The sequence below is a fragment of the Lawsonibacter hominis genome, from assembly GCF_014287895.1.
GTDB lineage: Bacteria > Bacillota > Clostridia > Oscillospirales > Oscillospiraceae > Lawsonibacter_A > Lawsonibacter_A hominis.
Genome location: NZ_JACOPP010000008.1, coordinates 89,195 through 110,534 on the forward strand (window position 1 = coordinate 89,195; position 21,340 = coordinate 110,534).

36 protein-coding genes are annotated in these 21,340 nt (G+C 62.1%); 33 read left to right on the forward strand and 3 right to left on the reverse strand.

The features are described 5' to 3' along the window. Positions 1 to 96 precede the first annotated feature (96 nt). From rplC to H8S57_RS07985, 33 genes are all read left to right on the forward strand, one after another. Positions 97 to 822: a 50S ribosomal protein L3 gene (gene rplC / locus H8S57_RS07825; protein WP_186907529.1), complete on the forward strand. Its 726-nt coding sequence runs from the start codon at positions 97 to 99 to the stop codon at positions 820 to 822. 17 nt (positions 823 to 839) lie between these two features. Continuing rightward, on the forward strand, positions 840 to 1,454 hold the full coding sequence (gene rplD, locus H8S57_RS07830; protein ID WP_186907530.1) for a 50S ribosomal protein L4: 615 nt from the start codon (positions 840 to 842) through the stop codon (positions 1,452 to 1,454). Further along, positions 1,454 to 1,753 (forward strand): 50S ribosomal protein L23, encoded by a 300-nt coding sequence (gene rplW, locus H8S57_RS07835; protein ID WP_186907531.1) that lies wholly within the window; start codon positions 1,454 to 1,456, stop codon positions 1,751 to 1,753. Before rplD ends, rplW begins: the two co-directional genes overlap by 1 nt. Positions 1,754 to 1,768: 15 nt before the next feature. Beyond that, positions 1,769 to 2,602 carry a 50S ribosomal protein L2 gene (rplB, locus tag H8S57_RS07840; RefSeq protein WP_186907532.1) on the forward strand — a complete coding sequence of 278 codons (834 nt, stop codon included), beginning with the start codon at positions 1,769 to 1,771 and terminating at the stop codon, positions 2,600 to 2,602. A gap of 15 nt (positions 2,603 to 2,617) precedes the next feature. Next, positions 2,618 to 2,890 (forward strand): 30S ribosomal protein S19, encoded by a 273-nt coding sequence (gene rpsS / locus H8S57_RS07845; RefSeq protein WP_007494656.1) that lies wholly within the window; start codon positions 2,618 to 2,620, stop codon positions 2,888 to 2,890. Positions 2,891 to 2,905: 15 nt separating this feature from the next. Then, positions 2,906 to 3,238, forward strand: coding sequence for a 50S ribosomal protein L22 (gene rplV / locus H8S57_RS07850; RefSeq protein ID WP_186907533.1), 333 nt, complete (start codon positions 2,906 to 2,908; stop codon positions 3,236 to 3,238). Positions 3,239 to 3,253: 15 nt separating this feature from the next. Further along, positions 3,254 to 4,168, forward strand: coding sequence for a 30S ribosomal protein S3 (rpsC, locus tag H8S57_RS07855; protein ID WP_186907534.1), 915 nt, complete (start codon positions 3,254 to 3,256; stop codon positions 4,166 to 4,168). Next, on the forward strand, positions 4,168 to 4,605 hold the full coding sequence (gene rplP, locus H8S57_RS07860) for a 50S ribosomal protein L16 (protein WP_186907535.1): 438 nt from the start codon (positions 4,168 to 4,170) through the stop codon (positions 4,603 to 4,605). The genes rpsC and rplP overlap by 1 nt, the downstream gene beginning before the upstream one ends. Further along, a complete protein-coding gene (gene rpmC / locus H8S57_RS07865) occupies positions 4,602 to 4,805 on the forward strand; it encodes a 50S ribosomal protein L29 (RefSeq protein WP_305148525.1) in 204 nt (67 codons plus the stop codon). The genes rplP and rpmC overlap by 4 nt, the downstream gene beginning before the upstream one ends. Before the next feature lie 14 nt (positions 4,806 to 4,819). Continuing rightward, a complete protein-coding gene (gene rpsQ / locus H8S57_RS07870) occupies positions 4,820 to 5,080 on the forward strand; it encodes a 30S ribosomal protein S17 (protein WP_186907537.1) in 261 nt (86 codons plus the stop codon). 12 nt (positions 5,081 to 5,092) lie between these two features. Continuing rightward, positions 5,093 to 5,461, forward strand: a complete 369-nt coding sequence (gene rplN, locus H8S57_RS07875) for a 50S ribosomal protein L14 (RefSeq protein WP_186907538.1) — start codon at positions 5,093 to 5,095, stop codon at positions 5,459 to 5,461. A gap of 16 nt (positions 5,462 to 5,477) precedes the next feature. Beyond that, positions 5,478 to 5,795, forward strand: coding sequence for a 50S ribosomal protein L24 (rplX, locus tag H8S57_RS07880; RefSeq protein ID WP_243204742.1), 318 nt, complete (start codon positions 5,478 to 5,480; stop codon positions 5,793 to 5,795). Positions 5,796 to 5,816: 21 nt separating this feature from the next. Further along, positions 5,817 to 6,371 (forward strand): 50S ribosomal protein L5, encoded by a 555-nt coding sequence (gene rplE / locus H8S57_RS07885; RefSeq protein ID WP_305148526.1) that lies wholly within the window; start codon positions 5,817 to 5,819, stop codon positions 6,369 to 6,371. Between the two features lie 14 nt (positions 6,372 to 6,385). Continuing rightward, positions 6,386 to 6,571 (forward strand): type Z 30S ribosomal protein S14, encoded by a 186-nt coding sequence (locus H8S57_RS07890; RefSeq protein ID WP_006573415.1) that lies wholly within the window; start codon positions 6,386 to 6,388, stop codon positions 6,569 to 6,571. A gap of 249 nt (positions 6,572 to 6,820) precedes the next feature. Next, entirely contained in the window at positions 6,821 to 7,219 is a 399-nt protein-coding gene (rpsH, locus tag H8S57_RS07895; protein WP_186907539.1) for a 30S ribosomal protein S8, read from the forward strand. A 16-nt stretch (positions 7,220 to 7,235) separates the two neighbouring features. Next, positions 7,236 to 7,784, forward strand: a complete 549-nt coding sequence (gene rplF, locus H8S57_RS07900) for a 50S ribosomal protein L6 (RefSeq protein WP_186907540.1) — start codon at positions 7,236 to 7,238, stop codon at positions 7,782 to 7,784. A gap of 14 nt (positions 7,785 to 7,798) precedes the next feature. Next, positions 7,799 to 8,158, forward strand: coding sequence for a 50S ribosomal protein L18 (gene rplR / locus H8S57_RS07905; protein ID WP_186907541.1), 360 nt, complete (start codon positions 7,799 to 7,801; stop codon positions 8,156 to 8,158). 18 nt (positions 8,159 to 8,176) lie between these two features. Next, positions 8,177 to 8,677, forward strand: a complete 501-nt coding sequence (gene rpsE / locus H8S57_RS07910) for a 30S ribosomal protein S5 (protein ID WP_186907542.1) — start codon at positions 8,177 to 8,179, stop codon at positions 8,675 to 8,677. A gap of 14 nt (positions 8,678 to 8,691) precedes the next feature. Beyond that, entirely contained in the window at positions 8,692 to 8,874 is a 183-nt protein-coding gene (gene rpmD, locus H8S57_RS07915; RefSeq protein WP_186907543.1) for a 50S ribosomal protein L30, read from the forward strand. Positions 8,875 to 8,887: 13 nt separating this feature from the next. Next, positions 8,888 to 9,328 carry a 50S ribosomal protein L15 gene (rplO, locus tag H8S57_RS07920; protein ID WP_186907544.1) on the forward strand — a complete coding sequence of 147 codons (441 nt, stop codon included), beginning with the start codon at positions 8,888 to 8,890 and terminating at the stop codon, positions 9,326 to 9,328. Then, positions 9,329 to 10,660, forward strand: a complete 1,332-nt coding sequence (gene secY, locus H8S57_RS07925) for a preprotein translocase subunit SecY (RefSeq protein WP_186907545.1) — start codon at positions 9,329 to 9,331, stop codon at positions 10,658 to 10,660. An 18-nt stretch (positions 10,661 to 10,678) separates the two neighbouring features. Continuing rightward, complete coding sequence (locus H8S57_RS07930) at positions 10,679 to 11,311, forward strand: adenylate kinase (RefSeq protein WP_186907546.1); 633 nt, start codon at positions 10,679 to 10,681, stop codon at positions 11,309 to 11,311. An 8-nt stretch (positions 11,312 to 11,319) separates the two neighbouring features. Continuing rightward, positions 11,320 to 12,072 carry a type I methionyl aminopeptidase gene (map, locus tag H8S57_RS07935; RefSeq protein ID WP_186907579.1) on the forward strand — a complete coding sequence of 251 codons (753 nt, stop codon included), beginning with the start codon at positions 11,320 to 11,322 and terminating at the stop codon, positions 12,070 to 12,072. Between the two features lie 2 nt (positions 12,073 to 12,074). After that, on the forward strand, positions 12,075 to 12,350 hold the full coding sequence (locus H8S57_RS07940; RefSeq protein WP_186907547.1) for a KOW domain-containing RNA-binding protein: 276 nt from the start codon (positions 12,075 to 12,077) through the stop codon (positions 12,348 to 12,350). A gap of 4 nt (positions 12,351 to 12,354) precedes the next feature. Next, complete coding sequence (infA, locus tag H8S57_RS07945; protein ID WP_009258089.1) at positions 12,355 to 12,573, forward strand: translation initiation factor IF-1; 219 nt, start codon at positions 12,355 to 12,357, stop codon at positions 12,571 to 12,573. A gap of 99 nt (positions 12,574 to 12,672) precedes the next feature. Continuing rightward, positions 12,673 to 12,786 (forward strand): 50S ribosomal protein L36, encoded by a 114-nt coding sequence (rpmJ, locus tag H8S57_RS07950; RefSeq protein WP_006573428.1) that lies wholly within the window; start codon positions 12,673 to 12,675, stop codon positions 12,784 to 12,786. Between the two features lie 20 nt (positions 12,787 to 12,806). Further along, positions 12,807 to 13,175 (forward strand): 30S ribosomal protein S13, encoded by a 369-nt coding sequence (gene rpsM, locus H8S57_RS07955; RefSeq protein ID WP_186907548.1) that lies wholly within the window; start codon positions 12,807 to 12,809, stop codon positions 13,173 to 13,175. Between the two features lie 15 nt (positions 13,176 to 13,190). Then, complete coding sequence (gene rpsK, locus H8S57_RS07960; protein ID WP_130869677.1) at positions 13,191 to 13,595, forward strand: 30S ribosomal protein S11; 405 nt, start codon at positions 13,191 to 13,193, stop codon at positions 13,593 to 13,595. 24 nt (positions 13,596 to 13,619) lie between these two features. Further along, entirely contained in the window at positions 13,620 to 14,225 is a 606-nt protein-coding gene (gene rpsD / locus H8S57_RS07965) for a 30S ribosomal protein S4 (protein WP_186907549.1), read from the forward strand. Between the two features lie 82 nt (positions 14,226 to 14,307). Continuing rightward, positions 14,308 to 15,258, forward strand: a complete 951-nt coding sequence (locus tag H8S57_RS07970) for a DNA-directed RNA polymerase subunit alpha (RefSeq protein ID WP_186907550.1) — start codon at positions 14,308 to 14,310, stop codon at positions 15,256 to 15,258. A 137-nt stretch (positions 15,259 to 15,395) separates the two neighbouring features. After that, entirely contained in the window at positions 15,396 to 15,737 is a 342-nt protein-coding gene (rplQ, locus tag H8S57_RS07975; protein ID WP_186907551.1) for a 50S ribosomal protein L17, read from the forward strand. Between the two features lie 319 nt (positions 15,738 to 16,056). Next, positions 16,057 to 17,328: an HlyC/CorC family transporter gene (locus H8S57_RS07980; protein ID WP_186907552.1), complete on the forward strand. Its 1,272-nt coding sequence runs from the start codon at positions 16,057 to 16,059 to the stop codon at positions 17,326 to 17,328. Then, a complete protein-coding gene (locus H8S57_RS07985; RefSeq protein ID WP_186907553.1) occupies positions 17,321 to 17,467 on the forward strand; it encodes a hypothetical protein in 147 nt (48 codons plus the stop codon). Before H8S57_RS07980 ends, H8S57_RS07985 begins: the two co-directional genes overlap by 8 nt. A gap of 154 nt (positions 17,468 to 17,621) precedes the next feature. On the opposite strand, the gene H8S57_RS07990 is transcribed toward H8S57_RS07985, so the two are convergent. From H8S57_RS07990 to thrS, 3 genes are all read right to left on the reverse strand, one after another. Next, complete coding sequence (locus H8S57_RS07990) at positions 17,622 to 18,110, reverse strand: CYTH domain-containing protein (protein ID WP_186907554.1); 489 nt, start codon at positions 18,108 to 18,110, stop codon at positions 17,622 to 17,624. 12 nt (positions 18,111 to 18,122) lie between these two features. Beyond that, positions 18,123 to 19,097: a LysO family transporter gene (locus H8S57_RS07995; RefSeq protein WP_186907555.1), complete on the reverse strand. Its 975-nt coding sequence runs from the start codon at positions 19,095 to 19,097 to the stop codon at positions 18,123 to 18,125. A gap of 157 nt (positions 19,098 to 19,254) precedes the next feature. Beyond that, positions 19,255 to 21,051, reverse strand: coding sequence for a threonine--tRNA ligase (gene thrS / locus H8S57_RS08000; RefSeq protein ID WP_186907556.1), 1,797 nt, complete (start codon positions 21,049 to 21,051; stop codon positions 19,255 to 19,257). Positions 21,052 to 21,340: the final 289 nt, after the last annotated feature.

A 21,340-nucleotide genomic window follows, 5' to 3' on the forward strand; every position in this document is an offset into this window, starting at 1 on the left:
GCCGCGTTTTGAGGCGGACGGGTCAAGTTGAAAAACCAATGGGAGCCAATGCCTACGTTTTTCAACCAATAACCTTTACTATAAGGAGGAAAACACATGGAAAAGGCCATTATCGGCAAGAAGGTCGGCATGACGCAGATCTTCGACGACGCCGGCAAGGTCATCCCGGTCACCGTCATCGAGGCGGGCCCCTGCACCGTGGTGCAGAAGAAGACCGCGGAAAAGGACGGCTACAACGCCGTGCAGCTGGGCTACGAGGACGTGGCCGAGAAGAAGCTCACCAAGCCTGAGCTGGGCCATTTGAAAAAGGCGGGCGGGGCGCGCAAGAAGACGCTGAAAGAGTTCAAGCTGAACAACTGCGACGCGCTCAACGTGGGCGACGAGGTCAAGGCCGACGTATTCGCCGAGGGCGACCGCGTGGACGTGACCGGCATCAGCAAGGGTAAGGGCTACCAGGGCGTCATCAAGCGCTGGGGCGCTCACCGCCTGAAGGAGAGCCACGGTACCGGCCCCGTGCACCGTCACGCCGGTTCCATGGGCTCCAGCACCGACCCCTCCCGCATCTTCAAGGGCAAGATCGGCGCCGGTCAGATGGGCAACGAACAGGTCACCGTTCTGAACCTGGACGTGGTCAAGGTCGACCCCGAGCTGGGCGTCATCGCGGTGCGGGGCGCCATTCCCGGCCCCAAGGGCGGCCTGGTGTACCTGCGCAACAGCGTGATCAACGTGAAGGAGAAGGGCGCCGCGGCCGCTGCCAGCGTCAACCCGCAGAAGGCTTCCGCCCGCGTCAATCCCCAGAAGGCTTCGGCCCGTAACAAGTAAGAGAGGAGAGAAACCAAATGCCTAAAGCAACTGTCGTTGATATGACCGGCAAGAAGGTCGGCGAGGTGGAGCTCTCCGAGGCCGTCTTCGGGATCGAGCCCAACCAGACCGTCGTTCATGACGTGGTCAAGAACCACCTGGCAAACTGCCGTCAGGGCACTCAGTCCGCCCTGACCCGCGCCGAGGTGTCCGGCGGCGGCCGCAAGCCCTGGCGCCAGAAGGGTACCGGCCACGCCCGCCAGGGCAGCACCCGCGCGCCCCAGTGGACCCACGGCGGTATCGTCTTCGCCCCCAAGCCCCGGGATTACAGCTATACCCTGAACAAAAAGGTCAAGCGCCTGGCGCTTAAGTCCGCCCTGTCCGCCAAGGCCCAGGAGGGCAACGTGATCGTGGTGGACGGCCTGGGTATGGACGAGATCAAGACCAAGACCTTCCAGGGCTTCCTGAACGCGGTGCAGTCCAAGAAGGCCGTCGTGGTCACCGAGTGCCCCAAGGTCGTCAAGTCCGCCCGGAACATCCCCGGCGTGGTGACCACCAGCGCCAAGATCCTGAGCGTTTACGACATCGTCAACGCCAACCAGTTCATCGTTGACAAGGCGGCTCTGGCCGTCATCGAGGAGGTGTTTGCGTAATGGCTACCACCGCTTATGATATCATTAAGCGCCCCATCATCACCGAACAGTCCATGGCCGAGACCGAGGGCAAGAAGTACACCTTCGAGGTGGCCAAGTCCGCGAACAAGATCGAGATCGCCAAGGCCGTCGAGGAGATCTTCGGCGTTAAGGTCGCCAAGGTCAACACCCTGAACATGCAGGGCAAGGAGAAACGCACCGGCCGTTACCCCGCCGGCCGCCGGCCCTCCTGGAAGAAGGCCATGGTCACCCTCACCGAGGATTCCAAGACCATCGAGTTCTTCGAAGGCATGGTGTAAGGAGGATAACGAACAATGGCTATTAAAACTTATAAGCCCACGACGCCCTCCCGCCGCCACATGACGGTGAGCGCCTTCGAGGGCATCGACAAGAAGGCCAAGCCCGAGCGCAGCCTGACTGAGAATCTGAAGAAGAACGCCGGGCGCAACAGCTACGGCCGCATTACCGTGCGTCACCGCGGCGGCGGCAATAAGAAGAAATACCGCATTATCGACTTCAAGCGCGATAAAGAGGGCAAGGCCACGGTCATCAACCTCCAGTACGACCCCAACCGCTCCGCCAACATCGCCCTGATCGAGTATGAGGACGGCGAGCGCCGCTATATCCTGGCGCCCGTTGGCCTGAAGGCCGGCCACATCATCATGACCGGCCCCGACGCCGACATCCTGCCCGGCAACTGTCTGCCCATCAGCAAGATCCCTGTGGGCGAGCTGCTGCACTGCATCGAGCTCTACCCCGGCAAGGGGGCCCAGCTGGTCCGCGCCGCCGGTGTGGCCGCGCAGCTGATGGCCAAGGAGAACGGCATGGCCCAGGTCCGCCTTCCCTCCGGCGAGGTGCGCTACGTCCGCGAGGAGTGCAAGGCCACCATCGGCCAGGTGGGCAACACCGACCACGGCAACATCCAGATCGGCAAGGCCGGCCGCAAGCGCCACATGGGCTGGCGGCCCACCGTCCGCGGCTCCGTCATGAACCCCTGCGACCACCCACACGGCGGCGGCGAGGGCAAGAGCCCTGTGGGCCGTCCCGGCCCGGTCACCCCCTGGGGCAAGCCGGCCATGGGTTACAAGACCCGTAAGAAGAAGAGCCAGACGGAGCAGTTCATCGTCAAGCACCGCAACAGCAAGTAAGGGAGGTAGTAAAACATGTCCAGAAGCATCAAGAAAGGCCCGTTTTGCGCCCCCGAGCTGCTCAAGCGGGTCGATGAAATGAACCAGACCGGCGAGAAGAAGGTCCTGAAGACCTGGAGCCGTGCCTCCACCATCTTCCCCTCCTTCGTCGGACACACCTTTGCCGTGCACGACGGGCGCAAGCACGTGCCCGTGTACGTGACCGAGGACATGGTGGGCCACAAGCTGGGCGAATTCGCCCCCACCCGCACCTTCCGCGGCCACGCCGGCAGCAAGACTGGTAAGTAAGGAGGAGGAGAGAACATGGAAGCCAAAGCACATCTGAGATATGCCCGTATCTCTCCCCGTAAGGTCCAGATCGTCTGCGACCTGATCCGCGGCAAGAGCGTCGCCCAGGCCAACGCCATCCTGATGGGCACCCCCAAGGCGGCCTCCGAGCTGCTGCTCAAGCTCCTCAAGAGCGCCGCCGCCAACGCGGAGAACAACCACCAGATGGATCCCGAGAAGCTGTACGTCTCCCAGGTGTTCGCCTGCCCCGGCCCCATCATCAAGCGGATGATGCCCCGGGCCCAGGGCCGTGCCTACCGGATCAACAAGCGCACTTCTCACATCACCATCGCCGTGGCTGAGCGCTAAGGGAGGAGGAAGAATATGGGACAGAAAGTCAATCCCCACGGCCTGCGCGTGGGTGTCATTAAGGATTGGGACTCCCGCTGGTACGCCCGCAACGAGAAGGTGGGCGACCTGCTGGTGGAGGACAAGAAGATCCGGGATTACCTGAAGAAGACCCTGTATTCCGCCGGGATCCCCAAGATCGAGATCGAGCGCGACAACGCCAAGGTGCGCATCTACCTGCACTGCGCCCGTCCCGGCGTGGTCATCGGCAAGGGCGGCGAGGCCATCGAGGCCCTGCGTCTGAAGCTGGAGAAGATGCTGGGCAAGAGCGTCGCCCTCAACATTGTTGAGGTCAAGAGCCCCGACATGAACGCCCAGCTGGTGGCCGAGAACATCGCCCAGCAGCTGGAGAAGCGCATCGGGTTCCGCCGTGCCATGAAGAACGCCATGGGCCGGGCCATGCGCATGGGCGCGCTGGGCATCAAGACCCAGGTCTCCGGCCGCCTCGGCGGCGCTGAGATCGCCCGCACCGAGCATTATCACGACGGCACGATTCCCCTGCAGACCCTGCGTGCCGACATCGACTACGGCTTCGCGGAGGCCGCTACCACCTACGGCCGTATCGGCGTGAAGGTGTGGATCTACAAGGGCGAGATCCTGTCTCAGGCCCTGCGCACCACCCCCCGTACCCTGGACACCAAGAACTTCAAGGAGCGCTCCGACCGGCCCCGCCGCCGCGACGACCGCCGTCCGGGCGGCGACCGCAACCGTCAGGGTGGCTTCAACAACCGTCAGGGCGGCTTCGGCGGCCGTCCCGCCGGCCAGGGCGGTTTCAATAACAACCGTCAGGGCGGCTTCAATAACAACCGTCCCCAGGGCGGCTTCAATCGTCCCCAGGGCGGCGCACGTCCCGCCGCGCCTGCCGCTCCCAAGGAAGGAGGCTCCAACTAATGCTGCTGCCGAAGAGAGTGAAATACCGCCGCGTCCACCGCGGCCGCCTGAAGGGCAAGGCCCTGAAGGGCAACACCGTCACCTATGGTGAGTGGGGCCTGCAGGCCACCGAGCCCGCCTGGATCACCAGCAATCAGATCGAGGCCGCCCGTATCGCCATGACCCGCTACACCAAGCGCGGCGGTAAGGTCTGGATCAAGATCTTCCCCGACAAGCCCATCACCGAGAAGCCTGCCGAGACCCGCATGGGCTCCGGTAAGGGCTCCCCCGAGTACTGGGTGGCCGTGGTCAAGCCCGGCCGCGTGATGTTCGAGATTGCGGGCGTCTCCGAAGAGGTCGCCCGTGAGGCCCTGCGTCTGGCCTCTCACAAGCTGCCCATCAAGAGCAAGATCGTGAAGAAGGAAGACGCCGCTGAGACCGAGAATGGTGGTGAATGAAGATGAAGGCTACTGAAATCCGTAAGATGAGCGCCGCGGAGCTTGAGAGCAAGCTGGGCGATTTGAAGAAGGATCTCTTCCAGCTCCGTCTTCAGCACGCCACCAATCAGCTGGACAATCCCATCAAGATCGCCGAGGTCAAGCGGGACATCGCCCGCGTGAAGACCATCATCCGTGAGCAGCAGCTCGCAGGCCGATAAGGAGGGAACGAACAATGGAAAACAGAACCTCTTCCCGGAAAACCAGAGTCGGCCTGGTGGTCTCCGACAAGATGGATAAGACCGTGGTGGTTGCCATTGCCGACCGTGTGGCCCACCCCCTGTACAAGAAGATCGTCAAGAGCACCTATAAGCTCAAAGCGCATGACGAGAACAACGAGTGTGGTGTCGGCGACCGCGTGCGGGTCATGGAGACCCGGCCCCTGTCCAAGGACAAGCGGTGGCGCGTCGTCGAGATCATCGAGAAGGCGAAGTAAGGAGGTGCGGTCATGATTCAGCAGGAAACTTATTTGAAGGTGGCCGACAACACCGGCGCCAAAGAGATCAAGACCATCCGCGTGCTGGGCGGCTCCAGCCGCAAGTTCGGCAACATCGGCGATGTGGTCGTCGCCTCCGTGCGCAAGGCGCAGCCCGGCGGCACCGTAAAGAAGGGCGAGGTGGTCAAGGCCGTCATCGTCCGGTCCGCCAAGGGCATCCGCCGTGCCGACGGCAGCTACGTCCGCTTTGACGACAACGCCGCCGTCCTCATCAAGGACGACAAGAATCCCCGCGGCACCCGTATCTTTGGGCCAGTGGCCCGCGAGCTGCGCGACAAGGATTACATGAAGATCCTGTCCTTGGCTCCCGAAGTGCTGTAAGGGGGTAGGAGAAGACATGAAGAAGATGAGCATTCGTAAGGACGACACCGTCATCGTCCTGTCCGGCAAGGACAAGGGCAAGCAGGGCAAGGTTCTGGAAGTGATGCCCAAGGACGGCAAGGTCGTCGTTGAGAAGATCAATGTGGTCTCCCGCCACACCAAGCCCCGCAAGCAGGGCGAGCAGGGCGGCATCATCAAGAAGGAAGCCCCCATCTACACCTGCAAGGTGCAGCGCGTCTGCCCCAAGTGCAGCAAGCCCACCCGTCCCGCCCACAAGGTGCTGGCCGACGGCAAGAAGGTCCGCATCTGCAAAAAGTGCGGCGCTGAAATCTGATAGAGAGGAGGAACGATAACAATGGCTGATAAGAAAATGCCCAACCTGAAGGCGAAGTACCAGGCCGAGGTCGCTCCTGCTCTGATGCAGAAGTTCGGCTACAAAAGTTCCATGGAGATCCCCCGCATCGAAAAGATCGTGGTCAACTGCGGCTGCGGCGAAGCCCGGGACAACGCCAAGGTCCTGGAGGCCGTCGTGGGCGACCTGACCAAGATCACCGGCCAGAAGGCCATCATCACCAAGGCCAAGAAGTCCGTGGCCAACTTCAAGCTGCGCGAGGGCATGCCCATCGGCGCGAAGGTCACGCTGCGCGCTGACCGCATGTGGGAGTTTTTGGACCGGCTGTTCAACGTGGCCCTGCCCCGTGTGCGCGATTTCCGCGGCATCAACCCCAATGCCTTTGACGGCCGCGGCAACTACGCCCTGGGCATCAGGGAGCAGCTGATCTTCCCGGAGATCGAGTACGACAAGATCGACAAGATCCGCGGGCTGGACGTGGTCATCTGCACCACCGCTAAGACCGACGAAGAGGCCAAGGAGCTGCTGAATTTGATCGGCGCTCCCTTCGCCCGCTAAAGGAGGAGAACAAAATGGCGAAAAAATCTATGATCCTCAAGCAGCAGGCGGAGCCCAAGTTCTCCACCCGCCGCTACAATCGCTGCAAGATCTGCGGCCGTCCCCACGCCTATCTGCGGGATTACGGCATCTGCCGTATCTGCTTCCGCGAGCTGGCGTATAAAGGGCAGATCCCTGGGGTGAAAAAGGCGAGCTGGTAAGCACCAGCCCGCCTCCCCGAGGTTTTGAAAGAGTCTCCATTCCCCTTGGCGAAGCCGCCGGCCGCTGCGCAGCGGGTTCGGCAAGGAGAGAAGGAGCAGGGATGCAACGGATGTCCGGCTCTTACCGGGCGGAAGGAAGCGGACCTTGCTCCGACGATGCCGGCGGACAACAGGTCGGAGTTACCTAGCTCCGATACCTTGCCGCTGATACGGGCATAAGCCCGTAACTCTAATAAGGAGGGAAACATCATGCATATCACCGATCCCATTGCGGATATGCTCACCCGCATCCGCAACGCGAACAACGCCAAGCATGACACCGTGGACGTCCCCGCGTCCAACATGAAGAAGTCCATCGCGCAGATCCTGCTGGATGAAGGCTATATCAAGAACTTCCAGCTGATCGACGACGGCACTCAGGGCGTGATCCGCATCACCCTGAAGTACAACCCCGGCAAGGAAAAGGTCATCACCGGCCTGCGCCGCGTGTCCAAGCCCGGCCTGCGCGTCTATGCGGGCGCCGATGAGCTGCCCCGCGTCCTGCGCGGCCTGGGTATCGCTATCGTGTCCACGTCCAAGGGCGTCATGACCGACAAGGCCGCTCGCGCCAACCACGTCGGCGGCGAGGTCCTTGCGTTTGTCTGGTAAGGAGGGAGAGTAGAATATGTCTCGTATCGGAAGAATGCCGATCTCCATCCCCGCCGGTGTGGACGTGAAGATCGAAGAGGGCAACCTGGTCACCGTGAAGGGGCCAAAGGGTACCCTGACCCAGCAGCTCTGCCCGGCCATGACCATCAAGCAGGAGGGCGCGGAGCTCCATGTCACCCGTCCCAACGACGCGAAGGAGAACCGCAGCCTGCACGGCCTGACCCGCAGCCTGCTGCACAACATGGTGGTGGGCGTCACCGAGGGCTTCAAGAAGGAGCTGGACGTGAACGGCGTCGGCTATCGTGTGGCCAAGGAGGGCAGCAAGCTGGTCATGAACCTGGGCTTCTCCCATCAGGTGTTCATGGAGGAGGCCGACGGCATCACCATCGAAGTGCCCAGCGCCAACAAGATCGTCATCAGCGGCCTCGACAAGCAGAAGGTCGGCCAGTTCGCCGCTGAAGTGAGAGAGAAACGTCCGCCCGAGCCTTACAAGGGCAAGGGGATCAAATACACTGACGAGGTCATCCGCCGCAAGGAAGGCAAGACCGGCGTCAAGAAGAAGTAAGGAGGTGTGCCACTATGATTAAGAGACCCGATACCAACGCACAGCGTCTGCACCGTCACAAGAGAGTCCGCGGGAAGATCTCCGGCACGCCCGAGAGACCCCGTCTGAACGTGTTCCGCAGCAACACCAACATCTATGCCCAGATCATCGACGATGTGACCGGCAAGACGCTGGCGTCTGCTTCCTCCCTGGAGAAGGGCTTCGAGGGCAAGGGCTCCGACTGCGAGGCCGCCAAGAAGGTGGGCCAGGCGGTCGCCGAGCGCGCTAAGGCCGCCGGCATCGAGACCGTCGTGTTCGACCGCGGCGGCTACGTGTACCACGGCCGCGTACAGGCCCTGGCCGAGGGCGCCCGTGAGGGCGGCCTGCAGTTCTAAGGGAGGAGGAAAAGAGAAATGGCTCGATTTGAAAGAGAACCCAGCGAGTTCACCGAGAAGCTCGTCTCTCTGAACCGCGTTTCCAAGACCGTCAAGGGCGGCCGCGTGATGAAGTTCGCCGCTCTGATGGTGGTGGGCGACGAGAAGGGCCGCGTGGGCTTCGGCACCGGCAAGGCCGCCGAGGTGCCCGAGGCCATCCGCAAGGGCATCGAGGACGCCAAGAAGAACATGTGCACCATTACCCGTTCCGGCACCACCATCCCCCACGAGGTCATCGGTGAGTTCGGCGCCGGCCGCGTGCTGCTCAAGCCCGCCGCCCCCGGTACCGGCATCATCGCCGGCGGCCCGGTGCGCGCCGTCATGGAGGCCGCCGGCATCCGTGATATCCGCGCCAAGTGCCTGCGCTCCAACAATCCGCAGAACGTGGTCTCCGCCACCTTCGAGGGACTCAAGTCCCTGCGTGGCCCCGAGGAGATCGCCCGTACCCGCGGCAAGAGCGTGGAAGAGATCACAGGTTAAGGAGGGCCGTCAAAATGGCTAATTTGAACATCAAGCTGGTCAAGAGCCTGAACGGCCGCATCGCCAAGCATAAGGCGACCGCCGAGGCCCTGGGGCTGCGCAAGATCGGCGACACCACCGTCCAGCCCGACAACGAGGCGACCCGCGGCAAGATCAGCCACATCGGCTATCTGCTCCAGGTCACCGAGGAAAAGTGAGGAGGTGCGCGAAATGAATCTGCATGAACTTTCCCCCGCGCCCGGTTCCAACCCCAAGGCCTACCGCAAGGGCCGGGGCCACGGTTCCGGAAACGGCAAAACGGCCGGCCGCGGACACAAGGGCCAGTGGGCCCGTTCCGGCGGCGGCGTCCGCACCGGGTTTGAGGGCGGCCAGATGCCTCTGGTCCGCCGCATCCCGAAGCGCGGCTTCAACAATATCTTTGCAAAGCCTCTGGAGGCAATCAACGTCTCCGCCCTCGAGAAGTTCGAGGACGGCGCTACGGTCAACGTCTGCGACCTGCTGGAAAAGGGAATCCTCTCCAAGTGCGAGTACGGCTACAAGGTGCTGGGCAACGGCAACCTGACCAAGAAGCTGACGGTCCGTGCCTCCGCGTTCTCCGCCTCCGCCAAGGAGAAGATTGTTGCGGCAGGTGGAAAGTACGAGGTGGTCTAAGTGATCGAGACCATCCGCAACGCATGGAAGATCCCTGAGTTGCGCAAGAAGATCCTGTTCACCGTCTTCGCGCTGCTCATCTTCCGGCTGGGCTCCGTGGTGCCCGTGCCGTTTATCAACAGCGACCTGCTGGGCTCCACCCTGAATAGTATGGGCGGTATCTTCGCGCTGCTGGGCGCCATGAACGGCACCGCTTTCTCCATGGCGGCCGTCTTCGCCCTGGGCGTGCAGCCCTATATCAACAGCTCCATCATCATCCAGCTGCTCACCGTCGCCATCCCTGCTCTGGAGCGTCTCCAGAAGGACGGCGGCGAGGAGGGCCGGAAGAAGATCGCGGCCATCACCCGCTATACCACCGTGGCCATCGCGCTGATCCAGGGCTTCGGCTACTACACCCTCATCCGCACCACCAACTCCGGTGCTCTGCTGGATACCGGGTCCATCCCCGGCGTTTGGGCCGCCATCGTCATCGTGCTCTGCTTCACCGCAGGTTCCGCCTTTGTCATGTGGCTGGGCGAGCAGATCACCGAGTTCGGCATCGGCAACGGCATCTCCATCATCCTGTTCGCCGGTATCCTCTCCCGGGTGCCCAGCATGATCCTCACCCTGTACACCGGAATCAGCAACAATATCAATGGTGTCACTGGGGATAACGTGTTCAACCTGCCCTGGTGGGGCGCCATCCTGATCGTCATCGGCATGCTGGCCATTGTGGTGCTCATCGTGTTCATCACCAACGCCGAGCGCCGCATCCCCGTCCAGTACGCCAAGCGTGTGGTGGGCCGGAAGATGTACGGCGGTCAGTCCAGCCACATCCCCATGAAGGTGAACATGTCCGGCGTCATGCCCATCATCTTTGCCCAGGCCATCGCCTCCCTGCCGGCCACCATCGGCGCGTTCGTGCCGTCGGCCCAGGTGGAGGGCTCCGGCTGGAACACCTTCCTGAAGATCTTTGATACCGGCAGCATCTTCTATATCGTGGTGTACTTCCTGCTGATTCTGGGCTTCAGCTACTTCTACGCGACCATGCAGTTCAATCCCGTGGAGGTGGCCAATAATCTGAAGAAGAACGGCGGCTTCATCCCCGGCTTCCGTCCCGGCAAGCCTACCGCCGACTTCATCCACAAGGTGCTCAATAAGATCACCCTGTTCGGCGCCATCTATCTGGCCATCATCGCCATCGCGCCCATCATCACCGGCAATATCATCGGCGTCAGCAGCCTGGCCATCGGCGGCACCTCCATCATCATCGTGGTGGGCGTCGCGCTGGAGACCACCAAGGCCATGGAGGCCCAGATGCTCATGCGGCACTACAAGGGTTTCCTGGAGTAATGGAAGAAGGGGAAGGGTATGAAGATCATCCTGTTGGGCGCCCCTGGCGCCGGCAAGGGTACCCAGGCTGAGATCATCAGCCGGAAATTGGGCATCCCCACCATCTCGACCGGTAACATCCTGCGTGCCGCCGTGAAGAACGGCACCCCCGTGGGCAGGAAGGCCAAGGCCTTCATGGATGCGGGCAAGCTGGTTCCTGACGACGTGATCCTGGGCATTGTGGAAGAGCGCCTGGCCCAGAGCGACTGCCAGAACGGCTATATCCTGGATGGAGTGCCCCGCACGATCGCTCAGGCCGAATTCCTGGAGAAGGACGGAGTCAAGTTCGACGTCGTGCTCTCCATTGAGATCTCCGACGGGGAGATCGTCAAGCGTATGGGCGGCCGCCGGGCCTGCCACGACTGCGGCGCCACGTACCACGTGGTCTCCGCGCCGCCCAAGGCGCAGGGCAAGTGCGACAAATGCGGCGGCGAGCTGCTGCTGCGCGACGACGACAAGCCCGAGACCGTCCAGCACCGCCTGGAGGTCTACCATGCGGAGACCGAACCCCTCAAGGACTTCTATGCCCAGCGGGGCATCCTCAAGCCGGTGGAGAACCAGCCCACCATTGAGGAGACCAACGTGCTGGTCATGAAGGCGTTGGAAGCGTGAGGATGGAAATGATCTCCCTGAAATCCCCGCGCGAGATCGAGCGGATGCGCCGGGCCGGGCGGCTGACCGCCCAGGCCCGGGCCCTGGCCGGCTCCATGGTGCGCCCCGGCGTATCCACCCTGGAGATCGACGCCGCCGTGCGAAAGTTCATCGAGGGACACGGCGCCAGGCCGTCTTTCCTCAATTACAACGGGTTTCCCGGCTCTGCCTGCATTTCCGTCAACGACGTGGTCATCCACGGCATCCCGGACCACCGGAAGCTGGAGGAGGGCGACATCGTCAGTGTGGACGTAGGCGCCTGCCTGGACGGTTTCCATGGCGACTGCGCGGCCACCTTCCCCTGCGGGCAGGTCAGCGATGAGGCCCTGCGTCTCATCCAGGTCACCGAGCAGAGCTTTTGGGAGGGCGTCCGGCTGGCCCGCTCCGGAAACCGGGTGTTCGACATCTCGCATGCTGTGCAGCAGTATGTAGAGCAAAACGGCTGCTCGGTGGTGCGGGACTTTGTGGGTCACGGCGTAGGTGCCAAGCTCCATGAACCCCCCGAGGTCCCCAATTTTGGCCCCGCAGGCCACGGCCCCCGGCTCCAGCCGGGGATGACCCTGGCGGTGGAGCCCATGGTGTGTGCCGGGGACTGGCGGGTCAAGGTGCTCAAGGACGGCTGGACCACGGTCACAGCGGACGGGAGCCTGGCCGCCCACTATGAGAACACCATTCTCATCACCGACGGGGAGCCGGAAGTGCTTACCGTCACAGGAGCGTGAGCATGGCGTACGAAAAGGCCCAGATCGTCCGTTCCCTGGCCGGGCACGACAAGGGGGATGTGTTCTGTATCTTGGATACAGAGGGCCCCTATCTGCTCCTGGCCGACGGGAAACGGCGGAAAACAGCCGCTCCCAAGCGCAAAAAGGCCGTCCATGTGGCTTGCGCGGGAGAATTTCACCACCCGGCCCTGGAGCGTATCCGGGCAGGAGAGGAAGCAGTTGACAGCGAGATCCGGAGGGCGCTGGCCGCTTTCCGAGCCGAGTCTAGGAGGGTATGACGCTTTGGCAAAAGACGACATGATCGAAGTGGAGGGCGTCGTGACCGAGTCCCTTCCCAACACCACGTTCCATGTGGACATCGGAAACGGCCATATCATTCTGGCGCACATCTCCGGCAAGCTGCGGATGAACTTTATCCGCATCCTGCCCGGTGACAAGGTGACGGTCCAGATGTCCCCCTACGATGTCACAAGAGGCCGGATCACCTGGAGAAGCAAGTGACCGGTCAACGGATCCAAAAGACCATCAACGACCGTCGCGGGATCGCGGGGCCTTGCCTCCGCCGCGGCGGGGCCATCAGGCTTACAGGAGGTTTGTAACATGAAAGTGAGACCGTCCGTGAAGCCCATGTGCGAGAAGTGCAAGATCATCAAGCGCAAGGGCAAGGTCATGGTAATTTGCGAAAACCCCAAGCATAAACAAAGACAAGGTTAACAGGAGGTGCTTGAAAGAGTATGGCACGTATTGCAGGCATTGACCTGCCGAAGGATAAGCGGGTCGAAATCGGCCTGACCTATATCTACGGCATTGGGCGCACCAGCGCCAATAAGATCCTGGCTGAGGCCGGCATCAACCCCGACACCCGCGTGAAGGACCTGACCGAGGCCGACGAGGCCAAGCTGCGTGAGATCATCGGCCACAGCTATACTGTGGAGGGCGACCTCCGCCGCGACGTGGCGATGGACATCAAGCGCCTGACCGAGATCGGCTGCTACCGTGGTATGCGCCACCGCAGGGGTCTGCCGGTGCGCGGACAGCGCAGCAAGACCAACGCGCGCACCCGTAAGGGGCCCAAGCGCACCGTCGCCAATAAGAAGAAGTAAGGGAGGGAGAAACACATGGCTACCGCTGCTACCAAGGGTAAGAAGGTTATCCGCAAGCGCCGTGAGCGCAAGAACGTTGAAAAGGGCCAGGTGCATATCCGCTCCTCCTTCAACAACACCATGGTCACTGTGACCGATATGGGCGGCAACGCCCTGTCCTGGGCCTCCTCCGGCGGCCTGGGCTTCCGCGGCTCCCGCAAGTCCACCCCCTTCGCCGCGCAGACCGCCGCCGAGACCGCCGCCAAGGCGGCCATGGAGCACGGCCTGAAGACCGTTGAGGTCTACGTGAAGGGGCCCGGCGCCGGCCGCGAGGCCGCCATCCGCGCGCTGCAGGCCGTGGGCCTGGAGGTCACCCTCATCAAGGACGTGACCCCCATCCCCCACAACGGCTGCCGTCCGCCCAAGCGCCGCCGCGTGTAATCTGAGAAGGAGGAAGAGCAAACTATGGCTAAGAATATGCAGCCCATTGTGAAGCGCTGCCGCGCTCTGGGCATTTCTCCCGCCGTCCTGGGTTACACCGAAAACAGCAAGCGGGAATCCATCCGCAACCCCGGCGCCCAGCGCCGCGGCAAGAAGAGCGAGTATGCCATGCAGCTGGCCGAGAAGCAGAAGGTCAAGTTCGTCTATGGCATGCTGGAGAAACAGTTCCACGCGTATTACCTGAAGGCCGCCCGTTCCAGCGGCAACACCGGTGAGGAGCTGCTGTCCATGCTGGAGCGCCGCCTGGATAACGTGGTGTTCCGTCTGGGCTTTGCCAACACCCGCCGTGAGGCCCGCCAGCTGGTCAACCACGGTCACTTTACCATCAACGGCAAGCGTGTGGATATTCCCTCCTACCTGGTCAAGCCCGGTGAGGTCATCGCTGTCTGCGAGAAGAGCCGGTCCACCAACCGCTTTAAGATGCTCAACGAGGGCAGCGCCGTGCACTCCACGCCCAAGTGGATCGAGAAGGCCGGCACCTTCGAGGGTAAGATCATTGCCAAGCCGGTGCGCGACGACATTGACTTCGACGTGGCCGAGCACCTGATCGTCGAGCTGTACTCCAAATAAATAAGAGCGTACCCTCGATTATTGGTGAGCTGTATAGGACGGCGGGCGCCTTGGCCCGCCGCCGCGAAAAGGAGGGTAACACATGGTAGAAATCGAGAAGCCCCGCATCGAATGTGTGGAGAACCCCGGCGATGGCTCCTACGGCAAGTACGTGGTCGAGCCTCTGGAGCGTGGCTACGGCACCACCCTGGGCAACTCCCTGCGCCGCATCCTGCTCTCGTCCCTGCCCGGCACGGCGGTTACGTCCATCAAGATCGCCGGCGTGCAGCATGAGTTTTCCACCATCCCCGGTGTGAAGGAGGACGTGACGGAGATCGTGCTCAACGTGAAGAGCATCATCGCCAAGCTTTACTCCGAGGGCGTGAAGACGGTCTATATCGAGGCCAGCGGGGAAGGCGAGGTCACTGCGGGCGACATCAAGGCCGACGGCGAAGTGGAGATCCTGAATCCGGAGCTGCACATCGCCACCCTGGGCCCTGACGCCAGCCTGAATATGGAACTGACCCTGTCCCACGGCCGCGGCTATGTGCCCGCCGACCGGAACAAGCCCGCCCAGACCATCATCGGGGTCATCCCGGTAGACTCGATCTACACGCCGGTGCGGAAGGTCAATTACACGGTGGAGAACACGCGTGTCAAGGACCTGACGGACTTCGACAAGCTGACCCTGGAGGTATGGACCAACGGTACCATCACCGCCCGGGACGCGGTGAGCCTCGGTGCCCGCATCCTCTGCGACCACTTTGTCCTCTTCACCGATCTCTCCGAGACCATGGGCAATAAGTCCACGGTGGTGGAGAAGGCGGAGGCTCAGCGGGATAAGGTGCTGGAGCTGACCATCGAGGAGCTGGACCTGTCGGTCCGTTCCTTCAACTGCCTCAAGCGTGCCAACATCAACACGGTGGAGGATCTGATCTCCAAGACCGAGGACGAGATGATGAAGGTGCGCAACCTGGGCCGCAAGAGCCTGGAAGAGGTCATCAACAAGCTGGCCATGATGGGCCTGCACCTGGCGGACGACGAGAACAACTAAAGAAGAGGCGGGCGGTCCGGGGGCATGTAACGTCCCCTCCCGGATCCACTGTACTCCCGCTTCGGGGGGAGACCCCTCAGGACGAATTTAAACTGGAGTCCGCCGGGGAGGCGAGGCTCCGATAGGAGTGGAATCACATGTCCGGATATCGGAAGCTGGGCAAGACCAGCGATCAGCGCCGCGCCATGCTGCGCGCCATGACCACCTACCTGCTGGAGAACGGTCAGATCAAGACCACCGTCTCCCGTGCCAAGGAAGTTGCCCCTATGGCGGAGAAGATGATTACCCTGGCCAAGAAGGCCAACCTGGCCAATTACCGCCAGGCCCTGTCCTACCTGACCAAGGAGGACGTGGCCAAGAAGCTGTTCGACGAGATCGGCCCCAAGTATGCCGACCGTAACGGCGGCTATACCCGTGTGGTCCGCATTGGGCCCCGCCGGGGCGACGCGGCCGAGATGGCCATCGTTCAGCTGGTGTAAGGAGCGTTCCAAGGGCGCTTGCCCTTTGGATGGAACAAGCGGGGTCCGGCGCTGCCGGGCCCCGCTTGTTTACGCCTTGGGACGCAGGAGAGACGTCGGGCCGGAGAACGCACCGGGAATGGCTTGCATTTACAGGCGGGGTGTGGTATACTGCTACACAATCCATCATAAGGAGACGGTGAGCCCGCGTGGACGAACCTCCGCCGTGTCAGAACTACATAGCGTCCAATTGCATGGACAGCCATATCCATAAAAAGGGATAGGGCTGTCTTTTCCTGCGCAAAATTTGAAATAGAAATCGGAGTTGATGAGTTCCTCTATGGACAGTGCCAGTATCACTATGATTGCCGCTCTTGTATTTTTGGTGGTGATGTCAGCCTATTTCTCCGCCACAGAGACCGCCTTTTCCTCGCTCAACCGCGTCCGCATGAAAAGCAAGGCGGACGGAGGAAACCAGCGGGCCGCCCTGGCGCTCGAGCTGGAGGAGGATTATGACCGGCTGCTCTCCACCATCCTGATCGGCAACAACATCGTAAACATCACTGCTACCACGGTTTCCACGGTGCTCTTTACCAAGCTGCTGCCGGTATACGGCCCCACGGTGTCCACCGTGGTGCTGACCGTGATCATCCTGATCTTCGGCGAAATTTCTCCGAAGAGCCTGGCCAAGGAGAATGCGGAGGACTTCGCCATGTTCTCCGCCCCCATTCTCCGGGTGTTTATCGCCCTGCTGCGGCCGGTGAATTTCCTCTTCACCCAGTGGAAGCGTCTGCTGACGAAGCTGCTGCGCAAAAAGGCGGAAGACGGCATCACGGAGGAAGAGCTCATCACCATGGTGGATCAGGCCGAGGACGAGGGCGGGCTGGACCAGCATGAGAGCCAGCTCATCCGCGCTGCCATTGAGTTCAACGACCTGGAGGTGGAGGAGATCCTGACCCCCCGGGTGGACGTGGTGGCCGTGGAGGATACCGATTCCATGGATGAGATCGCCAGGACGTTCGCGGAGAATGGGTATTCCCGTCTGCCGGTGTATCACGAGGATATCGACGACATCGTGGGCGTCATCCATGAAAAAGACTTCCATGCCGCGCGCTACCATGGCCGGGAGGACGTGCAGGGAATCATCAGCCCGGTGCTCTATACCACGGGGAACACCAAGATCTCACATCTGCTGCGTATCCTCCAGCGGGAAAAGGCCCATATGGTCATCGTGGTGGACGAATACGGCGGGACCGAGGGCCTGGTGACCCTGGAGGACATCGTGGAGGAACTGGTGGGAGAGATCTGGGATGAACACGACGAGGTGATCGAGGAATTCAAAAAGCAGGCGGACGGCAGCTACCTCATCTCCTGCAGCGCGGATCTGACCGACCTGTTCGACCTCTTTTCCATCTCGGACGAGTGCGACGCCAACACCGTCTCCGGCTGGGTCATGGAGCAGGTAGGCCGGGTGCCCGAGGCGGGCGACCATTTCGTGGCCGACGGTCTGGACGTGACCGTCACCAAAGTGGATCACCGGCGGGTGCTGGAAATCAAGGTTGTGGTGCTTCCCGGGGAAGGCGCCTTTGAGCAGGAGAAAAAGCGTGACTGATCAGGCGCTCCGCCAGGCGGAGGGGGCGCTGTTCCTGCTGGGGGGAGGGACGGACCACCCGCCCCGCCACAGCGGGGAGCTCGATTTCCCGGATGCCCTTCTGGAGAAGGCCTGCGCCCTCTTCCAGACGCTGACTTGAAACAAAGCGCCCTCCGGCTCAATTGAACCGAACCAGTAAAAACGGACAATAGACAAAACGCCCCCTAATGTAGGAAAATGAAAGTACTACTGAACCACCCCAGATTGTGCTGTCCGCACAATCTGGGGCGGTTCATATGCCGCAGGGCGCTTTGTTATAGCAGGGAGGAACGGGTGCGCTCCCAATAGGCTGCCATGCTCTGCCCGGGCTGCCCAGTGACCTCATCGGCGAGGTAGGCGCGCAGCGGCTCCGGCGGCATCCAGGCCCGGGCGGCCTGCACATCGGAAAACTCCACTTCCGCATAAAAGAAACCGCTTTCGCGATCCCGGTCGACCTGATTGACCTCCAGGGTCAGGCCGCCGGGGAGGGGGTAGCGCCGCTGCTCCTTGCAGATCATAGGGTGCTCCAGCATGCCCTGAAGGCGGCGGTAACGCTCTGCATCCAGCTCCAGCTCGATCTCCTCCCGGCACAGGCCGCCCCTGCCCTTGAAGCAGAGCACATAACGCGTACTGCCCCCTGAGAAGGCCTCCGCGCGGATCCGGATCGCGGGGCGGGTGGAAAAATAGCCCTGCTCCATCGTCAGAACAGCGGCGGGCGTCCCGGAGGGCCAGCTCCGCACCCGCCAGCGGCGTTCGATCTCCATGGCGCTGCCCCCTTAAAAGGGCAGCGCCACGATGGCGGGCACCAGCAGGGGTACCGCCAGGGAGAGCACAACGCCGGAGGTAAAGGAGTAAATGGCGATGCGCTCATGGGTGGCGCCCACGACCACGGGCAGCACCGTGTCCATGGCCGCCGCGCCGGGGAGGGCGGCGCACTCCACATAGCCTAAGTACTTGGCCACAAAGGGGATAGCAATGATGGAGAAAATCTCGCGCATGACGTTGGACAGGAAGGCCACGGCGGAGACCGACAGGGAATAGGGAGCCAGCAGGGTGGGCGCCAGGGAATACCACCCGAACCCGGCGGAGGCCGCCATGGCGTCCTTTATCCCAAGGGGAAGGAAGAGCCCGGCCAGGGCGGCGCAGCCCAGCGTGCCCGCCGCCACAGCCACCGGAACCAGCAGCACCTTGAGACCGGCGGCTTTGATATCGGCCAGCATGGTGCCCTGCCGGCCCATATCCATGCCGACCAGAAAGAGCAGCAGGTACAGGCCGAAGTCGATGACCCTGCCGCAGTAGGCCACCATACGGTCCGGGATCACGAAGTAACCCGCCAGCATGCCCAAGGCCACGGCCAGGACGATCCATTTGGTCAGGGAGTTGTCCGCTTTTCCGCCGGAGCCTTCGGTTTCTTCCGTCTCCTGCGCACTGCCCTGGGGCAGGCCGTAACGGTCCAGATGGAACACAAAGCGCCGCAGCAGGTACAGGCACAGAAGGGAGCCTGCCATCGCCAGCACGGTGATGAGCAGGGCGGCCAGACCGATCTGTCCCAGGGAGGAGATGACCTCGTCGTTGGCGCCCAGCTTCACGCCCAGAGAGACGATCAGGATCATCAGCGCCAGGAATTGCAGCTTGCCCAGCCAGGGCATGGGACGGCTGCGGACGGCCCTGCGGGAGCCGATGACCGCGCCGACCGCCACCAGACCGATATAGATCGCCAGATTCAGAAGGGTGCCAAGCGTGGTGCCCATGTCATTCATCCTTTTTCCATTGAAATTGAAGAGCCGGGCGGTGGGGTCCACCGCCCGGCTCTTGTATTTTAGCAGGTTCCACGGAGAAAGTCCACCCCGGCGAAGCGGTTGTGCATCAGATCCTGCAGACGCAGCGCATGAGCCGAGCGGGAGGACATCACTTGATGCACTTGCGCTCCACTTCGTCCTGGAGCAGGGCGAGAAAGTCGGATTGGCTCATGGCGCCCAGATCCTCACCGGAGCGGTGCCGGACCGAGACGGTCTGATGCTCCATGTCCCGGTCGCCCACCACCAGCATATAGGGGACCTTCTCCAGGGTGGCCTCGCGGATCTTTTTGCCGATCTTCTCGTTGCGGTAGTCCGCCGTTGCGCGGAGACCCTCGCCCTCCAAGCGGCGGGCTACCTCGGCGGCGTAATCGCAGGCGCGGTCGGTGACCGGCAGGACACGGACCTGCTCGGGGGCCATCCAGGCGGGCAGAGCGCCGGCGTACTCCTCGATCAGATAGGCCAGGGTGCGTTCGTAGCAGCCCAGGCTGGTGCGGTGAATGATATAAGGGGTCTTCTTTTGGCCGTCGGCGTCGGTGTACTCCATGCCGAACTGCTTGGCCAGAAGCATGTCGATCTGGATGGTGACCAGGGTGTCCTCCTTACCGTAGACATTCCGGTACTGGATGTCCAGCTTGGGACCGTAGAAGGCGGCCTCGTCGATACCGATGGTGTACGTCACGTCCAGATCGTCCAGGATTTTCGCCATGGTGGCCTGGGCCAGCTCCCACTGCTCGGCGGTGCCCTCGTACTTGTTGTTGGGGTTAGCAGGGTCCCACTGGGAGAAGCGGAAGGTACACTTGTCCAGCAGGCCCACGGTGCCCAGGCAGTACTTGGCCAGGTCCAGACAGCCCTTGAACTCCTCTTCCAGCTGCTCAGGGCGGAGGACCAGATGGCCCTCGGAAATGGTGAACTGACGCACACGGATCAGGCCGTGCATCTCGCCCGAGTCCTCGTTACGGAAAAGGGTAGAGGTCTCCCCCAGGCGCATGGGAAGGTCGCGGTAGGAGCGGGCGCGGTTCAGGTAGACCTGGTACTGGAAGGGACAGGTCATGGGGCGCAGGGCAAAGCACTCGCGGGTCTCGTCATGGGGGTCGCCCAGGACGAACATGCCGTCCAGATAGTGATCCCAGTGACCGGAGATCTTATAGAGATCGCTCTTGGCCATCAAAGGGGTCTTGGTCAGCAGGTAGCCCCGCTTCTGCTCCTCGTCCTCCACCCAGCGCTGCAGGACCTGGATGACCCGGGCACCCTTCGGCAGCATGACGGGCAGACCCTGGCCGATCACGTCCACAGTGGTGAAGTACTCCAACTCACGGCCCAGCTTGTTGTGGTCCCGTTTCAAAGCCTCTTCCCGCTTGGCCACCCAGGCGTCCAGCTCGTCCTTCTTGGGGAAGGCGATGCCGTAGATGCGCTGAAGTTGTTTGCGGCTGGAGTCGCCCCGCCAGTAGGCGGCGTTGCAGGCGGTGAGCTTGATGCCGTTGCCCTTTACGCGGCCGGTGGAGTCCAGGTGGGGCCCGGCGCACAGGTCGGTGAAATCGCCCTGCCTGTAGAAGGAGATGACCGCGTCCTCAGGCAGGTCGCGGATCAGCTCCACCTTGTAGGGCTCGTCCTTCTCCTCCATAAAGGCCAGCGCGTCCGCCCGGGGCAGCTCGAAGCGCTCCAGCTTCAGTTTTTCCTTGCAGATCTTGCGCATTTCAGCCTCCAGCTCCTCCAGCTGGGACTCGGAAAAGGGTTCGGGGGTATCAAAATCGTAGTAGAAACCATTGTCGATGGCCGGGCCGATGGCCAGCTTCACATCAGGGTGCAGGCGCTTCATGGCCTGGGCCAGAATGTGAGAGCAGGTGTGCCAGTAGGTCTTGCGGTAGGTTTCATGTTCAAAAGTATACTGGTTGTTTTCTTCTGCCATAATAATTCCTCCTCGTATTGGGGCACAGGCAAATAAAAATGCTTCACCCCTGACCTCAGGGGTGAAGCATTCCAATACTCCACGGTTCCACCCTGCTTGCGGCTGAAGACAGCCGCCGCTTCGTTGCCGCTGTAACGGGCGCACCCGGCCCATTTACTTGGCGCAGAGCCTGCGTTCGGGCAGGCGCCGGGCCGTTCATGGGCGGCTCAGGGGTGGTTAAACGCTGTCCGTGCCCCGGAAACGCTTTCAGCCTTGGCGCTTCCTCTCTGGCGGGCGGAACAGGGTCTTG

What these genes read in the sequence shown, in the direction of transcription:
- H8S57_RS07890 (WP_006573415.1), top strand. Translation starts at nt 6,386, where the DNA reads ATGGCGAAAAAATCTATGATCCTCAAGCAGCAGGCGGAGCCCAAGTTC.
- H8S57_RS07940 (WP_186907547.1), top strand. Translation starts at nt 12,075, where the DNA reads ATGGCGTACGAAAAGGCCCAGATCGTCCGTTCCCTGGCCGGGCACGAC.
- rplB (WP_186907532.1), top strand. Translation starts at nt 1,769, where the DNA reads ATGGCTATTAAAACTTATAAGCCCACGACGCCCTCCCGCCGCCACATG.
- rplF (WP_186907540.1), top strand. Translation starts at nt 7,236, where the DNA reads ATGTCTCGTATCGGAAGAATGCCGATCTCCATCCCCGCCGGTGTGGAC.
- map (WP_186907579.1), top strand. Translation starts at nt 11,320, where the DNA reads ATGATCTCCCTGAAATCCCCGCGCGAGATCGAGCGGATGCGCCGGGCC.
- rplX (WP_243204742.1), top strand. Translation starts at nt 5,478, where the DNA reads ATGAAGAAGATGAGCATTCGTAAGGACGACACCGTCATCGTCCTGTCC.
- rplV (WP_186907533.1), top strand. Translation starts at nt 2,906, where the DNA reads ATGGAAGCCAAAGCACATCTGAGATATGCCCGTATCTCTCCCCGTAAG.
- H8S57_RS07930 (WP_186907546.1), top strand. Translation starts at nt 10,679, where the DNA reads ATGAAGATCATCCTGTTGGGCGCCCCTGGCGCCGGCAAGGGTACCCAG.
- H8S57_RS07980 (WP_186907552.1), top strand. Translation starts at nt 16,057, where the DNA reads ATGGACAGTGCCAGTATCACTATGATTGCCGCTCTTGTATTTTTGGTG.
- rplR (WP_186907541.1), top strand. Translation starts at nt 7,799, where the DNA reads ATGATTAAGAGACCCGATACCAACGCACAGCGTCTGCACCGTCACAAG.
- rpsM (WP_186907548.1), top strand. Translation starts at nt 12,807, where the DNA reads ATGGCACGTATTGCAGGCATTGACCTGCCGAAGGATAAGCGGGTCGAA.
- rpmD (WP_186907543.1), top strand. Translation starts at nt 8,692, where the DNA reads ATGGCTAATTTGAACATCAAGCTGGTCAAGAGCCTGAACGGCCGCATC.
- H8S57_RS07990 (WP_186907554.1), bottom strand. Translation starts at nt 18,110, where the DNA reads ATGGAGATCGAACGCCGCTGGCGGGTGCGGAGCTGGCCCTCCGGGACG.
- rplN (WP_186907538.1), top strand. Translation starts at nt 5,093, where the DNA reads ATGATTCAGCAGGAAACTTATTTGAAGGTGGCCGACAACACCGGCGCC.
- rpsK (WP_130869677.1), top strand. Translation starts at nt 13,191, where the DNA reads ATGGCTACCGCTGCTACCAAGGGTAAGAAGGTTATCCGCAAGCGCCGT.
- rplO (WP_186907544.1), top strand. Translation starts at nt 8,888, where the DNA reads ATGAATCTGCATGAACTTTCCCCCGCGCCCGGTTCCAACCCCAAGGCC.
- rplD (WP_186907530.1), top strand. Translation starts at nt 840, where the DNA reads ATGCCTAAAGCAACTGTCGTTGATATGACCGGCAAGAAGGTCGGCGAG.
- rpsQ (WP_186907537.1), top strand. Translation starts at nt 4,820, where the DNA reads ATGGAAAACAGAACCTCTTCCCGGAAAACCAGAGTCGGCCTGGTGGTC.
- rplW (WP_186907531.1), top strand. Translation starts at nt 1,454, where the DNA reads ATGGCTACCACCGCTTATGATATCATTAAGCGCCCCATCATCACCGAA.
- thrS (WP_186907556.1), bottom strand. Translation starts at nt 21,051, where the DNA reads ATGGCAGAAGAAAACAACCAGTATACTTTTGAACATGAAACCTACCGC.
- rplQ (WP_186907551.1), top strand. Translation starts at nt 15,396, where the DNA reads ATGTCCGGATATCGGAAGCTGGGCAAGACCAGCGATCAGCGCCGCGCC.
- rpsE (WP_186907542.1), top strand. Translation starts at nt 8,177, where the DNA reads ATGGCTCGATTTGAAAGAGAACCCAGCGAGTTCACCGAGAAGCTCGTC.
- rpsS (WP_007494656.1), top strand. Translation starts at nt 2,618, where the DNA reads ATGTCCAGAAGCATCAAGAAAGGCCCGTTTTGCGCCCCCGAGCTGCTC.
- rplP (WP_186907535.1), top strand. Translation starts at nt 4,168, where the DNA reads ATGCTGCTGCCGAAGAGAGTGAAATACCGCCGCGTCCACCGCGGCCGC.
- H8S57_RS07995 (WP_186907555.1), bottom strand. Translation starts at nt 19,097, where the DNA reads ATGGGCACCACGCTTGGCACCCTTCTGAATCTGGCGATCTATATCGGT.
- rpsH (WP_186907539.1), top strand. Translation starts at nt 6,821, where the DNA reads ATGCATATCACCGATCCCATTGCGGATATGCTCACCCGCATCCGCAAC.
- H8S57_RS07970 (WP_186907550.1), top strand. Translation starts at nt 14,308, where the DNA reads ATGGTAGAAATCGAGAAGCCCCGCATCGAATGTGTGGAGAACCCCGGC.
- rpmJ (WP_006573428.1), top strand. Translation starts at nt 12,673, where the DNA reads ATGAAAGTGAGACCGTCCGTGAAGCCCATGTGCGAGAAGTGCAAGATC.
- rplE (WP_305148526.1), top strand. Translation starts at nt 5,817, where the DNA reads ATGGCTGATAAGAAAATGCCCAACCTGAAGGCGAAGTACCAGGCCGAG.
- rplC (WP_186907529.1), top strand. Translation starts at nt 97, where the DNA reads ATGGAAAAGGCCATTATCGGCAAGAAGGTCGGCATGACGCAGATCTTC.
- rpmC (WP_305148525.1), top strand. Translation starts at nt 4,602, where the DNA reads ATGAAGATGAAGGCTACTGAAATCCGTAAGATGAGCGCCGCGGAGCTT.
- rpsC (WP_186907534.1), top strand. Translation starts at nt 3,254, where the DNA reads ATGGGACAGAAAGTCAATCCCCACGGCCTGCGCGTGGGTGTCATTAAG.
- rpsD (WP_186907549.1), top strand. Translation starts at nt 13,620, where the DNA reads ATGGCTAAGAATATGCAGCCCATTGTGAAGCGCTGCCGCGCTCTGGGC.